The sequence below is a fragment of the Kosakonia sp. ML.JS2a genome (assembly GCF_025642095.1).
Classification (GTDB): Bacteria; Pseudomonadota; Gammaproteobacteria; order Enterobacterales; family Enterobacteriaceae.
The window spans coordinates 2,080,286-2,099,745 of record NZ_CP106754.1 but is presented as its reverse complement, the minus strand read 5'-3'; the positions used below and the strand labels follow the sequence as shown (position 1 = coordinate 2,099,745).

Sequence of the window (19,460 nt, the reverse complement as noted above, 5' to 3'; positions counted from 1 at the left end):
GTGAAAACGCTGGATATTTGACGGCTGGAACGCACTGAAATTATGTCAAATTCTAACCACGATTCGGTGATGGCTTCCCGGAAAGGGAAATTCAATTGGAAAAACAATGAACCAACATGATCTGGTGAGTATCATCATCCCGGCTTATAAGCCCGATTTCTTTGAAACCGCCCTGAGCAGCGCGCTCAATCAAAGCTGGCCGAATTGCGAAGTGATCATCTGCGACGACAGCCGGGATGATACCATTCGCCTGATCTGTGAACGTTACGCCCGCAACAGCCACACCCCCGTGAAATACTTCAAAAATGAAAAACAACTGGGTGAAGAGAACAACTGCTTACGCTGTTTGCGCGAGGCGCAGGGCAAATACGTTAAATTCCTCTACGACGACGATATTCTGTTTGAACACTGCATCACCCGTCTTGTCGCTGCGCTGACGTCGGCCCCCAATAACCGACTCGCCACCTCGCGCCGTCTGCGTGTGGATGAATATGACCAGCCGCTGGCGGATATTGTCGCCACTGCCGCCCCGTTCGCCGACGATGTGATCGTTGATGGCCGCGATGTCATTGCCTACTTTGCCGACACCCTGGTCAATTTTATCGGCGAACCCAGCGTGATACTGTGCTACCGCGAGGATTTGGTCACCTTTGGCGAAGGGTTGTTTTTCCTGAAAGGCGAGGCAATGCCGTTCCTTGCCGATATGACCATTTCTTTGAAGCTGCTGGCCCAGGGCAACCTGGCGTTTGTCGCTGAAACGCTTTCTGCGTTCCGCATTTCCGGTAACCAGCAAAGTCAATTAAACCAGTCGCGCCAGGCGCAGGTCACCCGCACCTACACCCGGATGCCTATCGTCATCCGTGAACTGGGCTGGTACAAAGGCACACCGGAGCAGAACCAGTGGGTGCGCGTGGCGCCCATGGACACACCAGACCAGTATCAACAGGTCAATATTCACCATGCGATGCTGACCTCCGCTCAGCATTCGCTCACGCACTTTCGCAGTGGAAAGATCCGCGAATGGCTGGCGGCACGCACCCTGCCCTCGCAATACCGCCCACTGGTCGATGCATTTCAACAGGCCCGCGCCACGGCACAGACGCTCACGGTGTTCGTCTTCCAGCAGGGAGGCAACACTGCCGCCTGCGAAAAAACCCTTCACAGCATCGCGGCATACCAGGGATTCGGCTTGAGCCTCAACCCGGTGGTGATTTGCGATGATCAGCAGTCAGCGCCAGCAGGCGCGCCTGCGCTGGTCTGCCCACAGGCTATGCGGGCCACGGCGGTCAATCAGTATCTCACTGCCCGCCCCGGAGACTGGATGCTGTGTCTGGAAGCTGGCGAAACCTTACAGAGCGGCGGGATGTTGATGTTCGACCTGGCGCTCGACGGTGCAGCGGGTTGCGATGCGGTATACGGCGATGAGTTTTATCAGTCTGTTGATGGCGAGCTGATTGGCTCCGCTTTTCGCCCCGATTTTAATCTCGATCTACTGCTCAGCTACCCGTCAGAGATGGCGCGCCACTGGATATTCCGCAGCGCCACTGTACTGGAGTTGGGCGGTTTCAATACCGGTTATCAGCAGGCGTGGCAGTTTGATTACATCGTGCGGTTGATTGAACAAAAAGGCATTCAGTTCGCCGGTCATCTGCCGGAGATTTTTGTTATCGGTCATGATCCCATTCAGGTAACGCAACCGGAAGAACTGGCGATCCTGACCCAGCATTTGCATCACCGGGGTTACCCGCAGGGCCGCGTCGAAGCCCCAAAACCGGGGTTGTATGCCCTGCGCTACCACCACACGCAGCAGCCGCTGGTGTCGATTATTATCCCGACCAAAGATCAGCTCTCCATGCTGATCCCCTGCGTAACCAGCCTGTTGGAAAAAACCACCTACCGCAATTATGAGCTGCTGATTGTTGATAACAACAGCGAAACACCGGAAGCCTTGCAGTGGCTGGAAGGCATCGCCACTATCGATCCGGAACGCATTCGCGTACTGCGTTATCCTTACCCGTTTAACTACTCTGCCATCAACAATATGGCGGCGCGGGAAGCCCGTGGCGAGTACCTCGTGTTGCTCAATAACGATACCGCCATCATCAGCGGCGGCTGGCTGGACAGTTTGCTGAACCACGGTCTGCGCCCGGAAGTGGGCATTACCGGCGCCAAACTGCTCTACCCGACCGGGAAAGTGCAACATGCCGGGGTGGTGCTGGGTCTGCGCGGCCCGGCGGATCACCCGTTTATCGGCAGCGATCTGGAACGCTCCGGATATATGAACCGCTTACAGGTCGACCAAAACTATAACGTGGTGACGGCCGCCTGTTTACTGATCCGCAAATCGGTCTACGACCAGGTTGGCGGGCTGGATGAAGACAAATTTAAAGTCTCCTATAACGATGTTGATTTGTGCCTGAAAGTCCGCGAAGCCGGGTATCTGACGGTCTGGACACCGCATGCGATGGTGATGCACGAAGGCAGCGTCAGTCAGAACAAAGTGGATAAAACCGCGCAGGAGAAGAAACGCATTCGCTTTATGGGCGAACAGGACGCGATGTATGAAAAATGGATGCCGCTGATTGCCAATGACCCGGCGTATAACCCCAATTTGACGCTGGATGGCGAAGGCTTCCAGTTCACCCTCGGGGAGCACGATACCTGGCAACCGCTGCACTGGAAACCGTTGCCGCGTTTTATCACTTACCCGCTGGGCGAACAGCCCGCCACCCAATCGCGACTGGTGTTGCCGCTGGACCGACTGAAAGACGCTGCGCTGGCGGACGGGCAAAGCACGTATCGCGCCACCCCCTATGCCGAGATTGTGCGTTACGCACCGGATGCGTTGATATTGTCACGTCAGTGCTCGCCGTTCCTGCAAGAGTGGCTACAACGCCTGCGCAAAATTGCCCCGGTGTTTACCGTCTTTGATATTGATGAGTACCTTCCGGCGTTGCCGACCCAGTCACCGCTTCGTGAGAAGTTCCCGGCCGATCTTCAGCACGCGCTGCGTGCGACCGCAGCCAGCGTAGATCGCCTCGTCGTCGCCAGTGAAGTCCTTGCTGAAACCTGTGCGGGCTGGAATGCCGATATTCGTGTGGCGGAAACCCGTCTTGATCCTGCGCAGTGGGCCGGGCTGACCAGCCTGCGCGGCGTGGGGCAAAAGCCGCGCGTCGGTTGGATCGGTAGTGCGGAACGCAGCGCCGATCTGGATGTGATTTACCCGTTGATAAGCCAGCTCGCCGATCGCGTTGACTGGATCTTTTTTGGCTATTGCCCGCCAGCGCTGCGCCCACACGTGAAGGAGTATCACGCGGCCTGGGCCAGCGAAGTGTATGCGCACAAACTGGCTTCACTGAATCTCGATCTGGCGCTGGCGCCACTGGCGGATAGCCTGTTTAACCGCAACCTCAGCGCCGTTCGCCTGCTGGAGTATGGCGCCTGCGGTGTCCCGGTAATTTGCAGCGACAATATCTGCTATCGCAATACGCTGCCAGTAACCCGCGTGGCTAACTCGCCGAAGAAATGGCGTGATGCCATTGAGATGCATCTGCACGATTTAGCAGCAACGTGGAAACAGGGTGATGCGCTGCAAGCCTGGGTCCGCGAACACGGCATGCTACGGGGAGAGAATTTGCTTCATCACGCGCGCTGCTGGCTGCCTGGTAACTGACCACCAGGCGGTTTCAGCCGCGATACTTCATGAAAAATGACTACGTAAACAGGGTCTTTATGGAAAAGCATACATGCCTCATTTGTGGCACGGAAATGGCGCTGTATTTCGTGAAGGAGGAATATATTGCCCCTTCAACACGCAACTTCACACAGCAATTGGTTCCCGTGCAGTTTTATGAATGTCCGGCGTGCCATTTTCTGAGTTCACGAACGCACCAGATGTTACCGGCACAGGCGTGGGAAAAACTGAATCACGACTTTCATCATTATGCTGAAACCGAAGGCCGTGAGACGCACGATTTTAACCAACCGCCTTACGCCGCCCAGGCCATGATGATTGAACTGTTGGCGCGCAATCATATTATCGATGACAGTGCGATTCTCGATTATGCCGCCGGTTACGGTTCGCTGAGTCATATCCAGCGTAAATACTTTAGCCGCGAGATCACCTGCTACGATAAATACGTCAAAAGCCCGCTCCAGCACTACATCGACAACCCGCCTGAAAAGGCGTGGTCGCTGGTGATCAACTCCGCCATGTTTGAACATGTGCTAACGCGGGCAGACCTTGATGCGGTTAACAATCTGGTCTCCGATACCGGAGCGCTGATGATTCACACCGTGGTCGTGGAGCGCGTACCGAAGGATCCGAACTGGTTCTATATTGACACGCCGGTGCATACCGCCGTGCACACCAACCAGAGCATGGAACTGTTAATGGCGCAGTGGGGATACAAGTCTTCGATTTACAGCCCGATCAGTAAAGCCTGGGTGCTGCTGCGCAAGCCCTACAGCGAAGTACAGGCGCAGGTGGAGAAAATCAACGCGGAACTGCAAACCGCATGGTTGTTTGGTAAAGACGGTTTCGTTGATTACTGGAAAACACGCTAACCCGGCGGAAAAAAAGGCGCTTTGCAGCGCCTTTTTCTTTTATGCTCCTGCCGGAAGCCAGCTCTGACGCCAGTCATCCAGCCCGGCATCGCGCAGATACCAGTGGTTCAGCACCGCGTCCCGCAAGGCATCCCCGTCGCGCTGGCGCAGCAGCGGATCGTTGATGTAAGCCTGAACGGCGTTCATCCAGTCCTTGAAGCGGTTCTCCACCAGCATCACCGGCAGACCGCAACGATAAGGCTCAATGTCGGTGGCGATAATCGGCACACCGCAGGTACCAATCTCCAGCAGACGCAGGTTGCTCTTACACTCGTTGAACTGGTTAATTTGCAACGGCACCAGCGCCAGATCGAGATTCAGGCTCGCCAGTTTCTCCGGGTACATCTCAAACGGCACGCCGGGGTGAAACTCGCACTGCACATTGCGCGGCTTCATGCCCATAAACACCCACTCAACCTGCCCTTCCAGCTCTTTGATCAACGGCAACAGGATCTCAAGGTCGCCAGAGTGCGAACTGCCACCCGCCCAGCCGACGCGCACCTTTTTCCCGGTGTTGCGCTCGCTACGCAAATGCTCCCACTGATGTGGCGCAAGACGGTTTTGCGCAATACGGATATCCGAATGGAAACGGTTATACGCCTCCGCCAGCGGCGCAGTGGAGACCACGACCCAATCCGCGCTCTCCATCACTTTACGGAAGCTTTTGATCATATGCTGCGGGAAGTGCTGACGGTTGCCATTTTTAATCGGCACATTCAGCAGATAGTCGTCATACTCCAGCACGATTTTCGCCTCGCTGACTTCGCGGAGCTGTTTAAAGATATCCGGGAAACGACTGCCGGTGATCAACTCCAGCAGAATGACATCCGGTTGCAGTTGCGCCACTTCCATCACACCTGGAATGGTGTTGATCAGCCCACCTTCAAGCATCAGGTGGCGCTCCATGGCCTTAAACGGCTGCATCACCCGGTGATGACCACCGCCGACCCAGTTAATATGATGCGCCAGCACCACCGGTAACGGACGGCCCGGCAACGGCTGAAACAGCCGTGCGCTGCTGTCGCTCAGGGTGAAGGCTTTGCCCATTTTCTGCATTAAAGGATGGTAAGACGGCTCGGCCAGTAACCCCTGTTTCCACGCCTGGCGCAGGGTGGCATAGTCATGCAGCAGCGGGCGCTCCTGAACCTGGAACTTGTCGCCCAGCAGACGTGTTGCGCCCCCCATGTGTCTGACACGAGAGTATGGGGTCCAGACGTTAAGGTAACCCAGTTTCTGCGCGCGCAGGCCGAGATCCACATCGGCAAAATAGAGCGGATACCGCTCCTGCGTGAAACCATTCAGGGAGAAAAAGACCTCTTTACGCACCATCATGCAGGAGGCGCTCACCGCCGCCAGATTGCGCGGTGTTTTCAGATAGTGCTGGAAGCCATTGCTCTGGCCATCCGCCCCTTCAAACGCCACCTCCACACCATGCTGAACACCCAGCAGGTAACCGCCATGCTGGATACGGCCATCGTGGTATTCCAGACGCGCGCCCACCAGCCCCACTTCCGGACGCAGCGCCTGTTCCAGAAGGGCATCAAGCCACTCGCCATCAATAATTTCGCAGTCATTGTTGAGGAATACCAGCACATCACCGCGCGCTTGCTGCGCCGCCGCATTGTTGATTTCCGCAAAATTAAACGGCGCGTCATAACGCAGGATGCGCACCTGCTCAAGCCCGAGCGCCGCCAGATCGTTCAGGAAGCGGCACGCATCGTCCTCCACGGACTGGTTATCCACAATCAGCAGTTCATAGTGCTGATAGCGGGTCTTCTCCATCAGGCTTTCGATACAACGCTTCAGTAGCGCAAAACGATCGCGGGTAGGAATAATGATCGACACCAGCGGTGTGGCATCCCACTGATAACGTACCCGCTTAATGTTTGCCGTCAGACCCGCTTCCAGCGTGGCGTTGATGCCAAGGCGTTGCAAATGCGCCAGCAGGATCTGTTGGCATTCGCTGATAACGTCCGGCGTATCGCTCCACTGTGCAGCCGGGTGCGGGCTCTCTACCAGCACTTCCGCCACATGCCCGAGGGCCGCCGCGCCCTGTCCCTCGACAAAACGCCATAGCAAATCGATCATTGCCGCCTGCGGAAAATGGCGGTTCAGTCCGCCCAGTTGCAGAGCAATGTCACGGGAGAAGAGCAGCACGCGCCCGACATAAGGCACGCCGCGCAGCAGATCAATATTCACGTCCGGGCGCAAAGTCAGCACCGGTTCGCCGTTCTCCGCCCGCGTCATTTCATCTGCGTAAAACAGCCAGGCATTTTGTTGTTGCAGCCGCTGTTCAGCAAAGCGCAGCAACGCGTCGTCACGCAACGTGTAACCGGCCGGGATCAGCAACAATGCGTCAGCGCTGCGCGTGCTCAGCAGTGCGTTAACCGCCGCTGGCCACGTGGCGTCGTTGGCAATCACATCAATCGACACCGCCGCCAGCGACTGGCTCTCTACCGAAGCCCGGGTCTGCGCGCTGGCGTCATCCTCACCGAGAATGACAACGCCAATGCTGGCTTTCTCCGGGTATGCGCCGGCAAACGTGCGTAATGCTTCGCGCCGCGCGTCGCTTATCTGGCGATCATCAAGCCAACGGTTAAAGGAGTACGCCGTCGTTTGCTGCTGCGCCAGTACCGCTTTGCTGTGAAAATTGAGGGTGTAGCGGGATTTTTCATCCAGCGCGCGTGTTTTTTCCACCAGAGGTTGGGCGAAAAGCGCCGCCAGTGCGCTGTCCAGTTCCCATTTACTGGCAAAATAGGCGCGTTGCGCCTGCGACCATGCGCGGGCATTGGCATAGCCATTTTTCAGCAGATCCACCCATTCGTCCGCATCCGGGCAGTTACGCAGCGTTAATGCGCAGAAGTGTTCCGCCTCGTGGCGCGCCATATTCTCGTCGGTCAGATACCCTTCGACATACCCTTCGTTGGCAAGGAACAGCGGGATCCCCAGCGTCAATGCTTTCGCCACGCTCTCTTCATTACCAATCACCACGTCATACTGCTCAAGCCACGCCGGTTCAATGCGTTGCACCTGCTGACTGAGATCAAACCAGTCAATCTGAATCCCGGCCTCTCGCGCTTTCTGCTGCACTTCATACATTTCGGCAGACATTTTCGGCGCGATATAGAGCACGCGGGACAACGTCTGTGCTTCGCGCGTGCGAACAAACTGGCCGAAACGGGCCGGTACGGACCAGGGCAAGGTTTTCAACTGGGCGCTATCAACACCGGTTTGCAGCAACAGCGCAGAAGTACGTGGCGAGAGATCGAGCGTCAGTGCGGCAAACTGGTTTTCCAGCGCCACGCCCCACGGGATATAGAGATCGTTGTAATCGCTGTAATGGCGGAACACCATCGCGCCTGCCAGGCGGTTTTCGCTCACCGCATTAAGCAGTTTTTCGCTGAAGAATCCCCGGTAGATCCAGATAATGTCGTAGCGGGCGTCCGGCTCACCTTGCTTATCGGTAATCACCGCAAAGCGGCCTGTCGCCATCAGGCGTTCAATTTCACCCGTCAGCGTCTGCCCTGCCGCGCAGCTAATAACGTCCACGCGCCAGCCTGCCGCCAGCAAGGCTTCGGCGATATCAAGAAGTTCGGCGCTATGGGGGGTGTAGGCGTCAAATTTATCAACGCTGATTAATATGCTTCGCATCTGTCATCCTCACATCACCGGGCGCACGGCCGGGGCGATTTCAAAAGGCGTTCCTGTCGTTATGCAATATTGTGGGCGACGAAGGAAAGATCGAGAGGAAAAACAGCTTGCAGAAAAGGGGTTATATCTGGCGATTGACCAACGAAAAGGCCTTACGGCCTTTGTTGATACGCTTTTTAGGTGGCAATGCGGGATGGGCTTAGCAGAGAGACCTTCCATGGTCCTGTTTCCGTCCCTTTTATGTACGGCATCAGAAGCCGTATTTCACACCCAACATTCCCTGCGTGTCGTTATACCCTTTATCGCCAACCTGCACGCCAATATTGCCCCACACGCTCAGGTTGTCTGACAATTTACCTTCTACTCCGGTGCGGATTTCCGCCAGATTCGCAGCACCGTCGCGGCTCACGCGCTGACCGTCCATTTTCACGCTGAAGCTGTCGGTGTTGTGGATCCAGTTCACTTCCACGAACGGCTGGAACTCACGCCCTTTACCCTCGTCCATTTTGTGGTGACTGTTCAGGTAGGTTCTCACCCCAAGGCGGGTCTGAATATTGCCACTGCCTTCAGTTTCAATGCGGGTGCCGTCACGTCGGGTGTGCGCATTATCTTTCACGCCCATCCAGGTGACCTGCGCCTGCGGCTGGACATACCAGGTGTTCAGCGTGCCTTCACTGCCATAGAACTCCCCGGCTTTCAGGGTGTAACCGGCTTCCAGAGAGGCGGTCAGCCCTTTCGACTTGTAGCTGTCGCTCTCACGATTGTCGGACTCCACCGAACTGTTAAACCAGTTGTACTGCATCCAGCTGTCCACATAGACGCCGGTTTTATCTGCGTCATTCTGGTACCAGGTGCCGTACAGGCCTGCGCTGTAACCGCTGATACGACCGTCCGAACTGTACCCGACGCGGTTGCTGCGGGTATTGCTGTGCTCGTTCGCATAGCCGCCCATCACGCCCAGATGCCAGCGGTCAGCACCGTCAGCGCTCCACTGGGCAATATCACCGCCCAGTTGCAGAACATAGCGATTGCTCTGTGTTTTCAACTGGCCGTCACCCGCCGAAAAACGCTCATGGCCGCCGACGTGACGCATCCACATGCTGCTGACCTTCTCCTTCCCGTTACGCAGTGCATCGGTGTACTGCGGTTCGCCCAGACGGTCATGCAAGCGCTGACCAAAGAGCGAATTTGCAGCGGCCAGGTTACTGATGTAGCTACCTGCTTCGGGCCTCAGGACTGAGGGTCCATGCGGATCAACAACGGGCGGTGTTGACGGATCGCTCGGGTCAACGACTTGCAGTGGAGGCGGCGTTGAACCACTCCATTTGCTGGTCAGATACCAGTTTTTATTCGCCGCACCGCTGCCTTTTGCCAGCGTGTAGACATACGCTCCGGCTTCAACCGTACCGGATGTCAGGGCGAAGTTGCCTGCTGAGCTACCGTCTACCTGAACCATTTCGATACCGTTCACGGTCTGCGCGCCGGTACCGCCGATATTGGTCACGCTAACCCGGGTATTGCCTGCCGTGTCGCCATGTACCGTCAGTTTGTCTGTTGGCGAATCATCGCCACCCAGTTTGGTGTTGAAGGCCAGCAAACCGTTATTGCCGTTGTAGTTGCCGTTAACAGTCAGGGTGTTGCCAGGCTGACCATCATGACGGGTGAGCAGAACAGAACCACTGTTGGTCAGGTTGCCGCCTGTCGTGAACCCGGTCATCTGCATCACACCGCCCTGCATGACATTCACATCGCCACGGGTACTGCCGTAACCGGTAAAGGATGCGCTGTCGTGGACGTTAACAAGCTGACTGGCCATATTCACCGCCGTCGCGTCGTCGCTGCCCAACGCCAGTTCACCTGCGGTGATATCTGTTGTTCCGGTATACGCCGCTGAATCCTGGGTCAGGGTCAGGGTGCCCGCCCCCGTTTTCGTGAGGTTACCGCTGCCGCTGATGCTATTGTTGAGCGTCCAGTCGCTGCCCGTCTCCACGGTCAGCATGCCGTTATCGTTGACCGCGGCGGTGCCCAGGTTGCGCTGTTCGCCGACGGTCAGGTTGCTGCCGCTGTCGATGCTGAACACGCCACTGAAGTCGCTATTGTCACCGGAAACTGCCGCGTTCGTGTCGCCGGTCGCATTCACGTTACCGACACCGCTAATGTTGTTGGCAAGCTGTCCCACAACGCCGGTCAGCGTCAGCACGCCCTCATCCAGGATTTTGCCGGTCCCCGCAGCCAGGGCATCCGTGATGTCCACTTCTGCACCATTATTGATGTAAGTCGTCACACTCAGCTCGCCGTTTGCGCCGTCGATTCTCAGCACACCGCCATCGACATTCAGCTCGCCGCCGCCGTACAGCCTGCCGCTGCTGATGCCGCCACTGCGCAAGGTCAGGGAGCCGCCATTAAAATCAAGCGCCGAGTCATTGTAACCGACCAGTGTACCGGCCGTTTGCACCGTGCCGTTCAGGTCAACTTTCGCGCCATCATTGATAGCGAGCATGGCCGTGTTCCCCAACGCGCCGTCCGCATCGGTACGCAAGGTGCCACTCAGAATGGTGGTTTCACCGGTATAGTCGTTGCCACTGTTCGACAGGGACAGCAATCCATCGTTTTCCGCCCGGATCGCCAGGTTACCATTGCCAGTTATTCGGGCTGACTGGTCCGCCGCTGCGCCGGTTGCGCCAGGATCCGCGTCGAGGATCAGCGTCTGGTCCTGCAGCAGCTCCAGCTCTTTCAGGCCGTAGTTAACATACAGACCATCCTGGTTGCCGGACTCGCCTGTCGTGGTCAGGCGATAATCGTAGGTGCCTTTCGCCACGGTGTTGCCGCTCTGGGCAATATCCACCTGCGTTGCCGACGTCACTGTGTTGCCATTCTGGTCTTTCAGCACCAGGTTGCCGCCACTACCGGTGACCATGCCTGCACTGATAAGCTCCAGCCCGATATTGGCGTCATCCTGCGTCATCAGGGAGCTGGTGGTCGCCGTCTCATGGCCAGGCACATACGGTGCCGGTACGTTAATCTGTACGCTACCGCTACCGGATGCATCCAGCGTACCCGTGGTCACATGGCTGGTTGCCACTTTCTGGTCAGGCGCGGTGCCGTTAAACACCATCTCACCACCGGCGAAAGTGAGGCCGCCGATGGCCTGTTCGCCGTCCGCTACCGTGGTAACACTGCCTGCATTGGCTTTCAGCGTGGCATGGGTCAGCGCGGAGGTGTTCACATCGCCCAGCGCCAGGGTCGCATTGCTCAGGTCCACGATACCGGCAAAGTCGCTGCCGGTGGTGGTGGCAAAGTCAAACGATGCTCCGCTGTTATCCACCGCCATCGTCCCGATGCCAGTCAGTGCGTTGCCCAGCACCCTGCTGCCTGTGCCATTCACCGCCAGTACCGAGGTGGCATCGATATCGACCCCAGCGCCCCCGGCCGGTTTGCCCCCGAGGACATAATCGCTGTCGAGGAAGAGCAGCGAGCCATTACGCAGGTTGAGCTGGTCGTAGTCGTTAATTTGCGCGCTGAAATCATCCAGATGGAAGCCGTCCGTCACCGCATCAAACTCCGCCGTGGACGTGCCGGTATCGCCGTTGAGCGCGGTGAAGGTGTTACCGTTCCCCTGGATCGTCACCGTATCGTTTCCTGCAGAACCGCTCACCGTGTTCACCTCTGCACCATTCGTCAGCAGCACGGTGTTGTTACCGCTGCCGTTCAGGATAATATCCCCGGCAACAAAACCGCCATCCACCGTGATGGCATTATCGCCACTGGTAGTCACAATGTTCTTGTTGATGGATCCGGTGTTGTTCACCATACCGTTGGCACCGTGCATCACGACGTCACCGTTAATGATGCCCGCGTTATTGACCGTCGCGTTGTCAGTATTCATCGCCAGCGCGGCAGTGCCGGATGCAGAGGCAGTGATTACCCCGGTCACGGTGTTAGTAAAGTGCGCGGCATCGGCGGTATCCACCACTGCCGCCACCATACTGTCCGAACTGAGCGAACCGCGGTTGGTGGCCGTTATGACACCACTGCCGAGAACCAGGGCTGCACCACCAAATTCATTGCTCACATGGATATTTGCCGCCGTGTCAACGGAGCCAGTGGTGTTGGCGCGGATCCCGGAACCCCCTGCGCCGGTAACGTTAATGTTCAGAGCCGATGAGCCGGACAGGTCAAGATCACCGATTGTGGCGCTACCGTCGGCGTTTTCAAAGGCGATACCGACGCCTGCCCCGCTCACGTTAAGGGTGCCACTGTTGGTTTTGTCAATTGAGACGGCAGTACGTACCCCGGCACCGTCTGCCACATCAATGGTGGTACCGGACAGTTGCAGGTTCGCCAGGTTGCCGGCGTTTTCGATACCGTTCCCTGTCGTTCCGGCAGCGTTAACAATAATGTGCGCATCCGTCACATCCAGCCCGGTTGCGCCGCTGCTGACCCGCACGCCATCGGCACTGCCGCGGGCTTCAATGGTACCCACGCCGCTGCCCACGAGGTTCAGACTGCCTGCCGCCAGTTCAATGGCGGCACGACCGTCGGTCGCCAGCACCGTTCCGCTGTTGGTGATGGTGGAGGGCTGCCCCTGCTCACCCGCGCCGACATAGAGTGCCGTGCCACTGGCCGTGATATTACCGATATTGTTAACGTTCCCCCCCAGTACCTGGATGGCCGTGGAGTTGGCCCCCGTCAGCAGGATGTCGCCGCTGTTATCCAGCGTACCGCTGTTTTTTGCAATAAAGGCCGTCGCGCCCTCAACCGTGGAGCTAATGGTGGCGGCGTTATTCAGTTGCGCCCCTGTACCGGTTTCGATCAGCGTACCGTCACTGGCGTACGTGTTGCCATCGACCACACCGGCTATCGCGCCACTGCCCGTCAGTGCCAGTTTTGCACCGTTTGCAATGGTGGCCGTGGCACCGCCGGAGGCATACACCCCGGTAGCCCCGTTGCCGCTGATGTCCATCTGACTGCCACTGCCAATCTCGGCGGCGGTACCTGCACCGGTGAGGTAAACCGCAGTGGCCTCTTTGCCGCTGGCGGCGACCTGAATGTCACCGCTCATCACGGCGCCGTCTTCGAGACGGAACAGGGTGGAACGCTCACCGGATGCATCCAGCACGGTACCCACCGGGACGCTGGTGTTGATGGTGGAACCGGCTCCAGAGATAGCAAACAGGATCTGGTCAGTGGCCGTGGAAGAGAAGTTCGGGGTGGCGGTACCGGAGAGATTCACCGTTGCCCCCTCAGAAGCCCGCACGCCAGTGGCACCGTTACCGTTCATTGTCACGGTGCCGCCAGTCATGTTGACGGTGGTGTGTGCCCCGCTGGCAATGATGCCGGTTGTGCGCTGTGAAACGTCACCGCCGTTGAGCACCAGGTCACCGGAAGTATTGACCACGGTGGTATTAGCGCCTGACGCATCCTGCGCCACGATGCCAGTACCGCCCGCACCGACAGTGATGCTGCCAGTGTTATCGCCACGAGCGCCCGCTTCAACCAGCAGACCTGTGGTGTCATTCCCGGTGAACACAATATTACCGGCGTTGCTGACTTCCGCACCGTTACGGGCAATGTACCCGGTCACCGCATCCAGCGCGGAGTTCAGCGCGGCTTCCGTCACCAGAACCGTACCGGAGCCAAAGCCAGCCGCCCCGGCGCTCAGCGCGGCATCGGTCAGGACACCAGCAATGGCACTCCCCACTGCTTTACCGTTGATATCATAACCCTGGCCGTCGGCGATCCCGGCGACTGCACCGGTGGCTGTCATAGTGATCGTGGCATCTGACGAAATTTTGCCCTGCGCGCCGCCCTGAATGACCACGCCAGTGGCCTCTTCTCCCGAGAGATTGAGGGTCATGCCGCCGGAGTTAAAGGCCGAGACCTTCCCGCTGGCGCTGTCTGTTCCGTTAGCCACAACCGAGGTCGATCCCTGACCGGAGGCCGTCAGCACCGAGGCTGCCCCGGCACCACCGGTGAAACCCGCCCCGCCGTCCACGCGGAACAGCACCGAATCCTGCGTGCTGACATCCTGAGCGCCGGTGCCGTTATTGGTAATGGAGGCGGTCGGCCCGTAAACGTAATAGCCAAGCTGGTTAGCGCCGCCGAAAACAATTTGCCCTTCTGACGACACGGTAATATTGCCCTGATCTCGCGCATGGGCACCAATAGCGCCATCGCCGATAAGATTAACGGTACCTGAAATATCCACTACCGAGCCTGCACCTTCGGACCATACCCCATAGTTGCGAAGACCGGTTGCCAGATCGGTGGCGCTGTTTACATTGATAACCCCGGACGATGCAATAGCTGCACCGGAAAGTGCTTTAATACCAATGGAGTTAATTCCGTTAATCTCAATAGCGCCGGTGTTTCGCAGCCCCTGGGAATAATTCTCGCCGAAAATACCGATATTCGCCTGAGGAATAAACGCTCCCTCCTCACCATTGCTGTTAATAACAATTTTACCGCTATTAACAATATCGCTTCCGGCCTGGCTGTAAGCTGCATAGATGCCGTAAGAGCCATTTGTTTTGGTACCAAGCGTAATGGTCCCGGCGTTTTCAAATTGTGTATTCCCGGTAGCATAAACACCCGCTGACCCTTGTGTAGCATACACATCGTAGCCATTAGGTGAATGACCGACATTAATATTACCGTCCGGGCTGTTATAGCCTGTAGCACCATTAAATGTAAGCCCAAATACAGCGCCTGCAAGACCGCGCCCCAAATAAGGTTCACTGGCACTGGCATTGATAACACCATTATTAATAACTTTTGCCGATGTATGAGCAAAAATATTGTAGTTAATTACATTTTCGGCGGGTGTATATGACCAGGAAGATGGAACAGAGTTCACTGTACCATTATTTATAAACGTACTCCCGGCGTCATGAACCATAATCGGAGAGTCAAGCCCACGGCCATTTAACTCCCCATTGGCAATGGACCCATTATTAATAAAAGTCGCACCCGTATCTATATTTGCAGTACGATAAGAGACCGCGACATTACCATTATTAATCCCCGTGGATTTGTTATGCAGGCTAAAAACAGACGTTGACACATCCATCCCTGCACTACCGCTGACCCTGGCCGCGCTGTCAAGGATTGCGACAGCATTGGCACCATCGGCATACAGCAAAGCGGAGTTTCCGGTTGGCGTGGTCAACAGCGACGGATCGGCTGCTGGCCCCACTTTATTGGCAATATAGGCGCCATTATCACCGACAACAGTCGTATTGACAGTTGCTTTAGCAAACTCCGTCAGATACGCGTTGTAATCAAGCTCCCCGTTGCTCAGTTTTTCAATCAACCAGTCGTTATAATTTTGCAGATCGGAAATGGAGTTTACGGTAAAACTACCGCCATTAAAGGTAGTAAAGGTGCCGGTATAGGTTGTCGTTACAACGTTTAATGGTATCAATGGTGCATCCAGAGGGTTTTGCTCGAAAAAAACCTCCAGATTGATATTACCTTTCACCGTTGCCGTCGTTGTGGATGCCGAGTTACCATCGACATAAATTAACTTAGAATCACGCATCGCTCCGCCAATTGAGATGTTACCTAAATCAACATCAGCGGTTGAACCATCACTAACGGTAGCGAATCGGGATGATATATAGATATCCGCAGGCCCATTTTTGATGACACCTACATCAACCTTATCAATACTGTGCGACGTAATATCGCTACTATTGTAAACGTTAACGGTTTTGTTACTTTGGGTAATGGGGTCATAGACTATGATTGTTTTACTTAAAGAACCAAAATCCGCGACACTCAAACTTTGGTCAATCACGGAATTATTAATATATCCATCAGCGATAAGTTGATTTATGCTCGAATAAATAACATAGGTTGTGCCGCCGAAAGTAAAACCTGCAGGCCCAGTGAGATTCCAGTCATTGCCATCAGAGATTGTCACCGCACCGGAGCTCTGGTTATTATTTGCCGGACTCCATTGATTGTCTAACTGGCAGTTAAACGTGGCCGGGTCGCAAGTGCTTGCTGCAACAGCAGGAGACAACAATGCGCCAAGAACCACTGCGGCTCCAACTTTGGCAGCAGCACGTTTAATTTTTCCACGACCTAATTCAGAGGTAACAACCCACTGCATCAGGGTACTGTTCCAGATAACACGGTATATCTTGTTCATATTGCACACTCGATATCTTTTTTAAATCCATCTGGTCTGTTTGCGCATTTTTATTGGATAATAAAAACAGAGAAACAGGCTTCCTTTACTGAAAATAGAAAGCATTGACCTCTTCAGAATTAACTACTGAAGTACGATTTAATAACCAGAAATTAACGCCTGGTGATGTAAATGATTCACCACACATATTGGCCGACCTCATCAATCAATCCAATGAGGTAGATAAGCAAATATTACATAACACGTAGTAAATATTGATGAGTGCACACTACCAGATTAGCCCAGTGAATAAACCTCAAATCTCCTTAGCCTGTTTCGCAACAGCAGAGCCAGATACCACTATTCCCGTCAACTTTTTATAACGTTCTTAGATCATTCCCTTATGTATAATTCCTTACGGCATATAAAAATAATAAACAGGTTGGGTTTCATCATAAAAATCAGCAGGTTTTACCGGCTCACTGGCATATATAAATTCTTAGCCATCTTATTTGTACGCCCTTTCCGCACCTCATTTATCTAAAAGAAAAACTAATAAAAAAAAAGAAAAAACGGCTGATTACCTAAGAATATTATTCGTATCAGCAATGGGGGATTGGCCTGGCGGATGGAATAGTTTACCTGACGGTAAATCACTGAATATGATGCGACAGATCGTCGCTGGCTGCACAAAAATGGACACCAAAAGGCGGTTTTCTGAGAATAAAAAAAGAGATGAGAAAGACGGAGAACAGAGACCACTAAGCAGGCGGGAATAAACAAGAGACCAGCGTAATGAAGTAGAGGGATACCATGACAACGCCAGCGTATTTATGAAGACAATGACAGCGTAACCCGATAACGCTCGCTGAAAATAAAAAAAGGCATCCGAAGATGCCTTTTTAAAGAGTGGCGAATTAACGCAGCAGGGACAGCATGGTCTGCGGAACCTGGTTGGCCTGTGCCAGTACCGAGGAACCAGCCTGTTGCAGGATCTGCGCTCGCGACATGTTCGACACTTCCGTCGCGTAGTCGGAGTCCTGAATACGGCTGCGGGCTGCCGACAGGTTGTTCACGGTGTTGTTCAGGTTGGTGATGGTGGACTCGAAACGGTTCTGGGACGCACCCAGCAGGCTGCGCTGGTCATCAACCGCTTTGATCGCCGCATCAATGTCTGCCAGCGGGCTGCCGTCGACCGTACCACCGGTGGTCACCGTACCGCTCAGTACGTCAAAGCCTTCAGCAGCGGTGCTACGTGCAGTACCGTTGATGGTCTGGCCGGTGGTCTGGAAGGTATTGCCCGTCGCGCTGTACAGGTTGTAAGAGTCAGAAGAGCTCAGGCTGATGGAGATGCTTTCGCCGTCTTTCGCGCCCACCTGGAAGCTGTAGCTGCTGGTGCCGGTACCGGTGTTCAGCACTTTGATGCCGTTGAAGTCGGTCTGGGTGGTCACACGGTTGATCTCTTCCATACGCTGGTTAACTTCAGCCTGGATGGAGTCGATGTCGGATGCAGAGTTGGAGCTGTTCTGCGCCTGAACGGTCAGGTCACGGATGCGCTGCAGGTTGTTGTTGACTTCGCTCAGCGCGCCTTCAGCAGTCTGCGCCAGAGAGATACCGTCATTCGCGTTACGGGCAGCAACGGTCAGACCGTTGATGTTGGACGTAAAGCGGTTGGCAATTGCCTGACCTGCTGCGTCATCTTTCGCACTGTTGATACGCAGACCGGAAGACAGACGCTCGATCGCGGTGCCCAGAGAAGACTGAGATTTAGTCAGGTTATTCTGGGTCATCAGCGACAGGGTGTTAGTATTAATAACAGCCATAATAGTTATCCTTTATTAATAAATGTAGGTTCCGGTATGCGCCAGCGGCTTCATCACCGTCATAATAGTTATCGACGTGACGACCAAACCCTTTAGGCATTTTTATATTTTTTGAGCAAAAATTGTCGAAAAATCACCCTAATGCAAATATAAAAAAAGCGCCGACACGCGGCGCTTTTTGCATCAGATACTCTGCGGTGATTAACGCAGCAGGGACAGCATAGTCTGCGGAACCTGGTTGGCCTGCGCCAGTACCGACGAACCGGCCTGTTGCAGGATCTGCGCTCGCGACATGTTCGACACTTCCGTCGCGTAGTCGGAGTCCTGAATACGGCTGCGGGCGGCCGACAGGTTGTTCACGGTGTTGTTCAGGTTGGTGATGGTGGACTCGAAACGGTTCTGGGACGCACCCAGCAGGCTGCGCTGGTCATCAACCGCTTTGATCGCCGCATCGATGTCTGCCAGCGGAGTGCCGTCAGTACCACCGGTGGAGTCAACGGTGCCCTGCAGAACGTCGAAGCCTTCAGCAGAGGTGGCGCGCGCCGTACCGTTGATGGTCTGGCCGGTCGTCACAGCCGTTGCACCGGTCGCATTGTACAGGTTGTAAGAGTCAGATTTGCTCAGGCTGATGGAGATACTTTCACCGTCTTTCGCACCCACCTGGAAGCTGTAGCTGCTGGAGCCGGTACCGGTGTTCAGCACTTTGATGCCGTTGAAGTCGGTCTGGGTGGTCACGCGGTTGATCTCTTCCATACGCTGGTTAACTTCAGCCTGGATGGAGTCGATGTCGGATGCAGAGTTGGAGCTGTTCTGTGCCTGAACAGTCAGGTCACGGATACGCTGCAGGTTGTTGTTGACTTCGCTCAGCGCGCCTTCAGCGGTCTGCGCCAGAGAGATACCGTCGTTCGCGTTACGGGCAGCAACGGTCAGACCGTTGATGTTAGAAGTAAAGCGGTTGGCAATTGCCTGACCTGCTGCGTCATCTTTCGCGCTGTTGATACGCAGACCGGAAGACAGGCGCTCAATCGCGGTGCCCAGAGAAGACTGAGATTTAGTCAGGTTATTCTGGGTCATCAGCGACAGGGTGTTAGTATTAATAACAGCCATAGTATTTATCCTTCAGTAATAAATGTAGGTTCCGGTATGCGCCAGCGGCTTCATCACCGTCATAATAATTATCGACGTGGACAGGAAACTCTTTAGTTGTTTTTATATTTTTTGAACAAATTCTGTCGAAAATATAAGCA

General features: G+C 55.2%; 6 protein-coding genes and 1 pseudogene. 2 read left to right on the top strand and 5 right to left on the bottom strand.

Annotation, left to right across the window (positions count from 1 at the left end; translation table 11 throughout):
• Nucleotides 1-106 precede the first annotated feature (106 nt).
• Complete coding sequence (locus N7922_RS10025) at nt 107-3,673, top strand: glycosyltransferase (protein ID WP_263100400.1); 3,567 nt, start codon at nt 107-109, stop codon at nt 3,671-3,673.
• A gap of 221 nt (nt 3,674-3,894) precedes the next feature.
• Nucleotides 3,895-4,566 (top strand): class I SAM-dependent methyltransferase, encoded by a 672-nt coding sequence (locus N7922_RS10020; RefSeq protein ID WP_263100399.1) that lies wholly within the window; start codon nt 3,895-3,897, stop codon nt 4,564-4,566.
• 39 nt (nt 4,567-4,605) lie between these two features.
• Here N7922_RS10020 and N7922_RS10015 read toward each other — a convergent pair whose 3' ends face one another.
• From N7922_RS10015 to N7922_RS10000, 5 genes and pseudogenes are all read right to left on the bottom strand, one after another.
• On the bottom strand, nt 4,606-8,256 hold the full coding sequence (locus tag N7922_RS10015; protein WP_263100398.1) for a glycosyltransferase: 3,651 nt from the start codon (nt 8,254-8,256) through the stop codon (nt 4,606-4,608).
• Between the two features lie 250 nt (nt 8,257-8,506).
• The gene (locus N7922_RS10010) at nt 8,507-15,796 is read right to left on the bottom strand and encodes an autotransporter outer membrane beta-barrel domain-containing protein (RefSeq protein WP_263100397.1); all 7,290 of its coding nucleotides are present in this window, start codon (nt 15,794-15,796) and stop codon (nt 8,507-8,509) included.
• A gap of 528 nt (nt 15,797-16,324) precedes the next feature.
• A pseudogene (locus N7922_RS25305) lies at nt 16,325-16,372 on the bottom strand (hypothetical protein); the annotation flags it as partial.
• Nucleotides 16,373-17,307: 935 nt separating this feature from the next.
• Nucleotides 17,308-18,213 carry a flagellin gene (locus tag N7922_RS10005; protein ID WP_263100396.1) on the bottom strand — a complete coding sequence of 302 codons (906 nt, stop codon included), beginning with the start codon at nt 18,211-18,213 and terminating at the stop codon, nt 17,308-17,310.
• Nucleotides 18,214-18,414: 201 nt separating this feature from the next.
• Entirely contained in the window at nt 18,415-19,320 is a 906-nt protein-coding gene (locus tag N7922_RS10000; RefSeq protein WP_263100395.1) for a flagellin, read from the bottom strand.
• Nucleotides 19,321-19,460 lie beyond the last annotated feature (140 nt).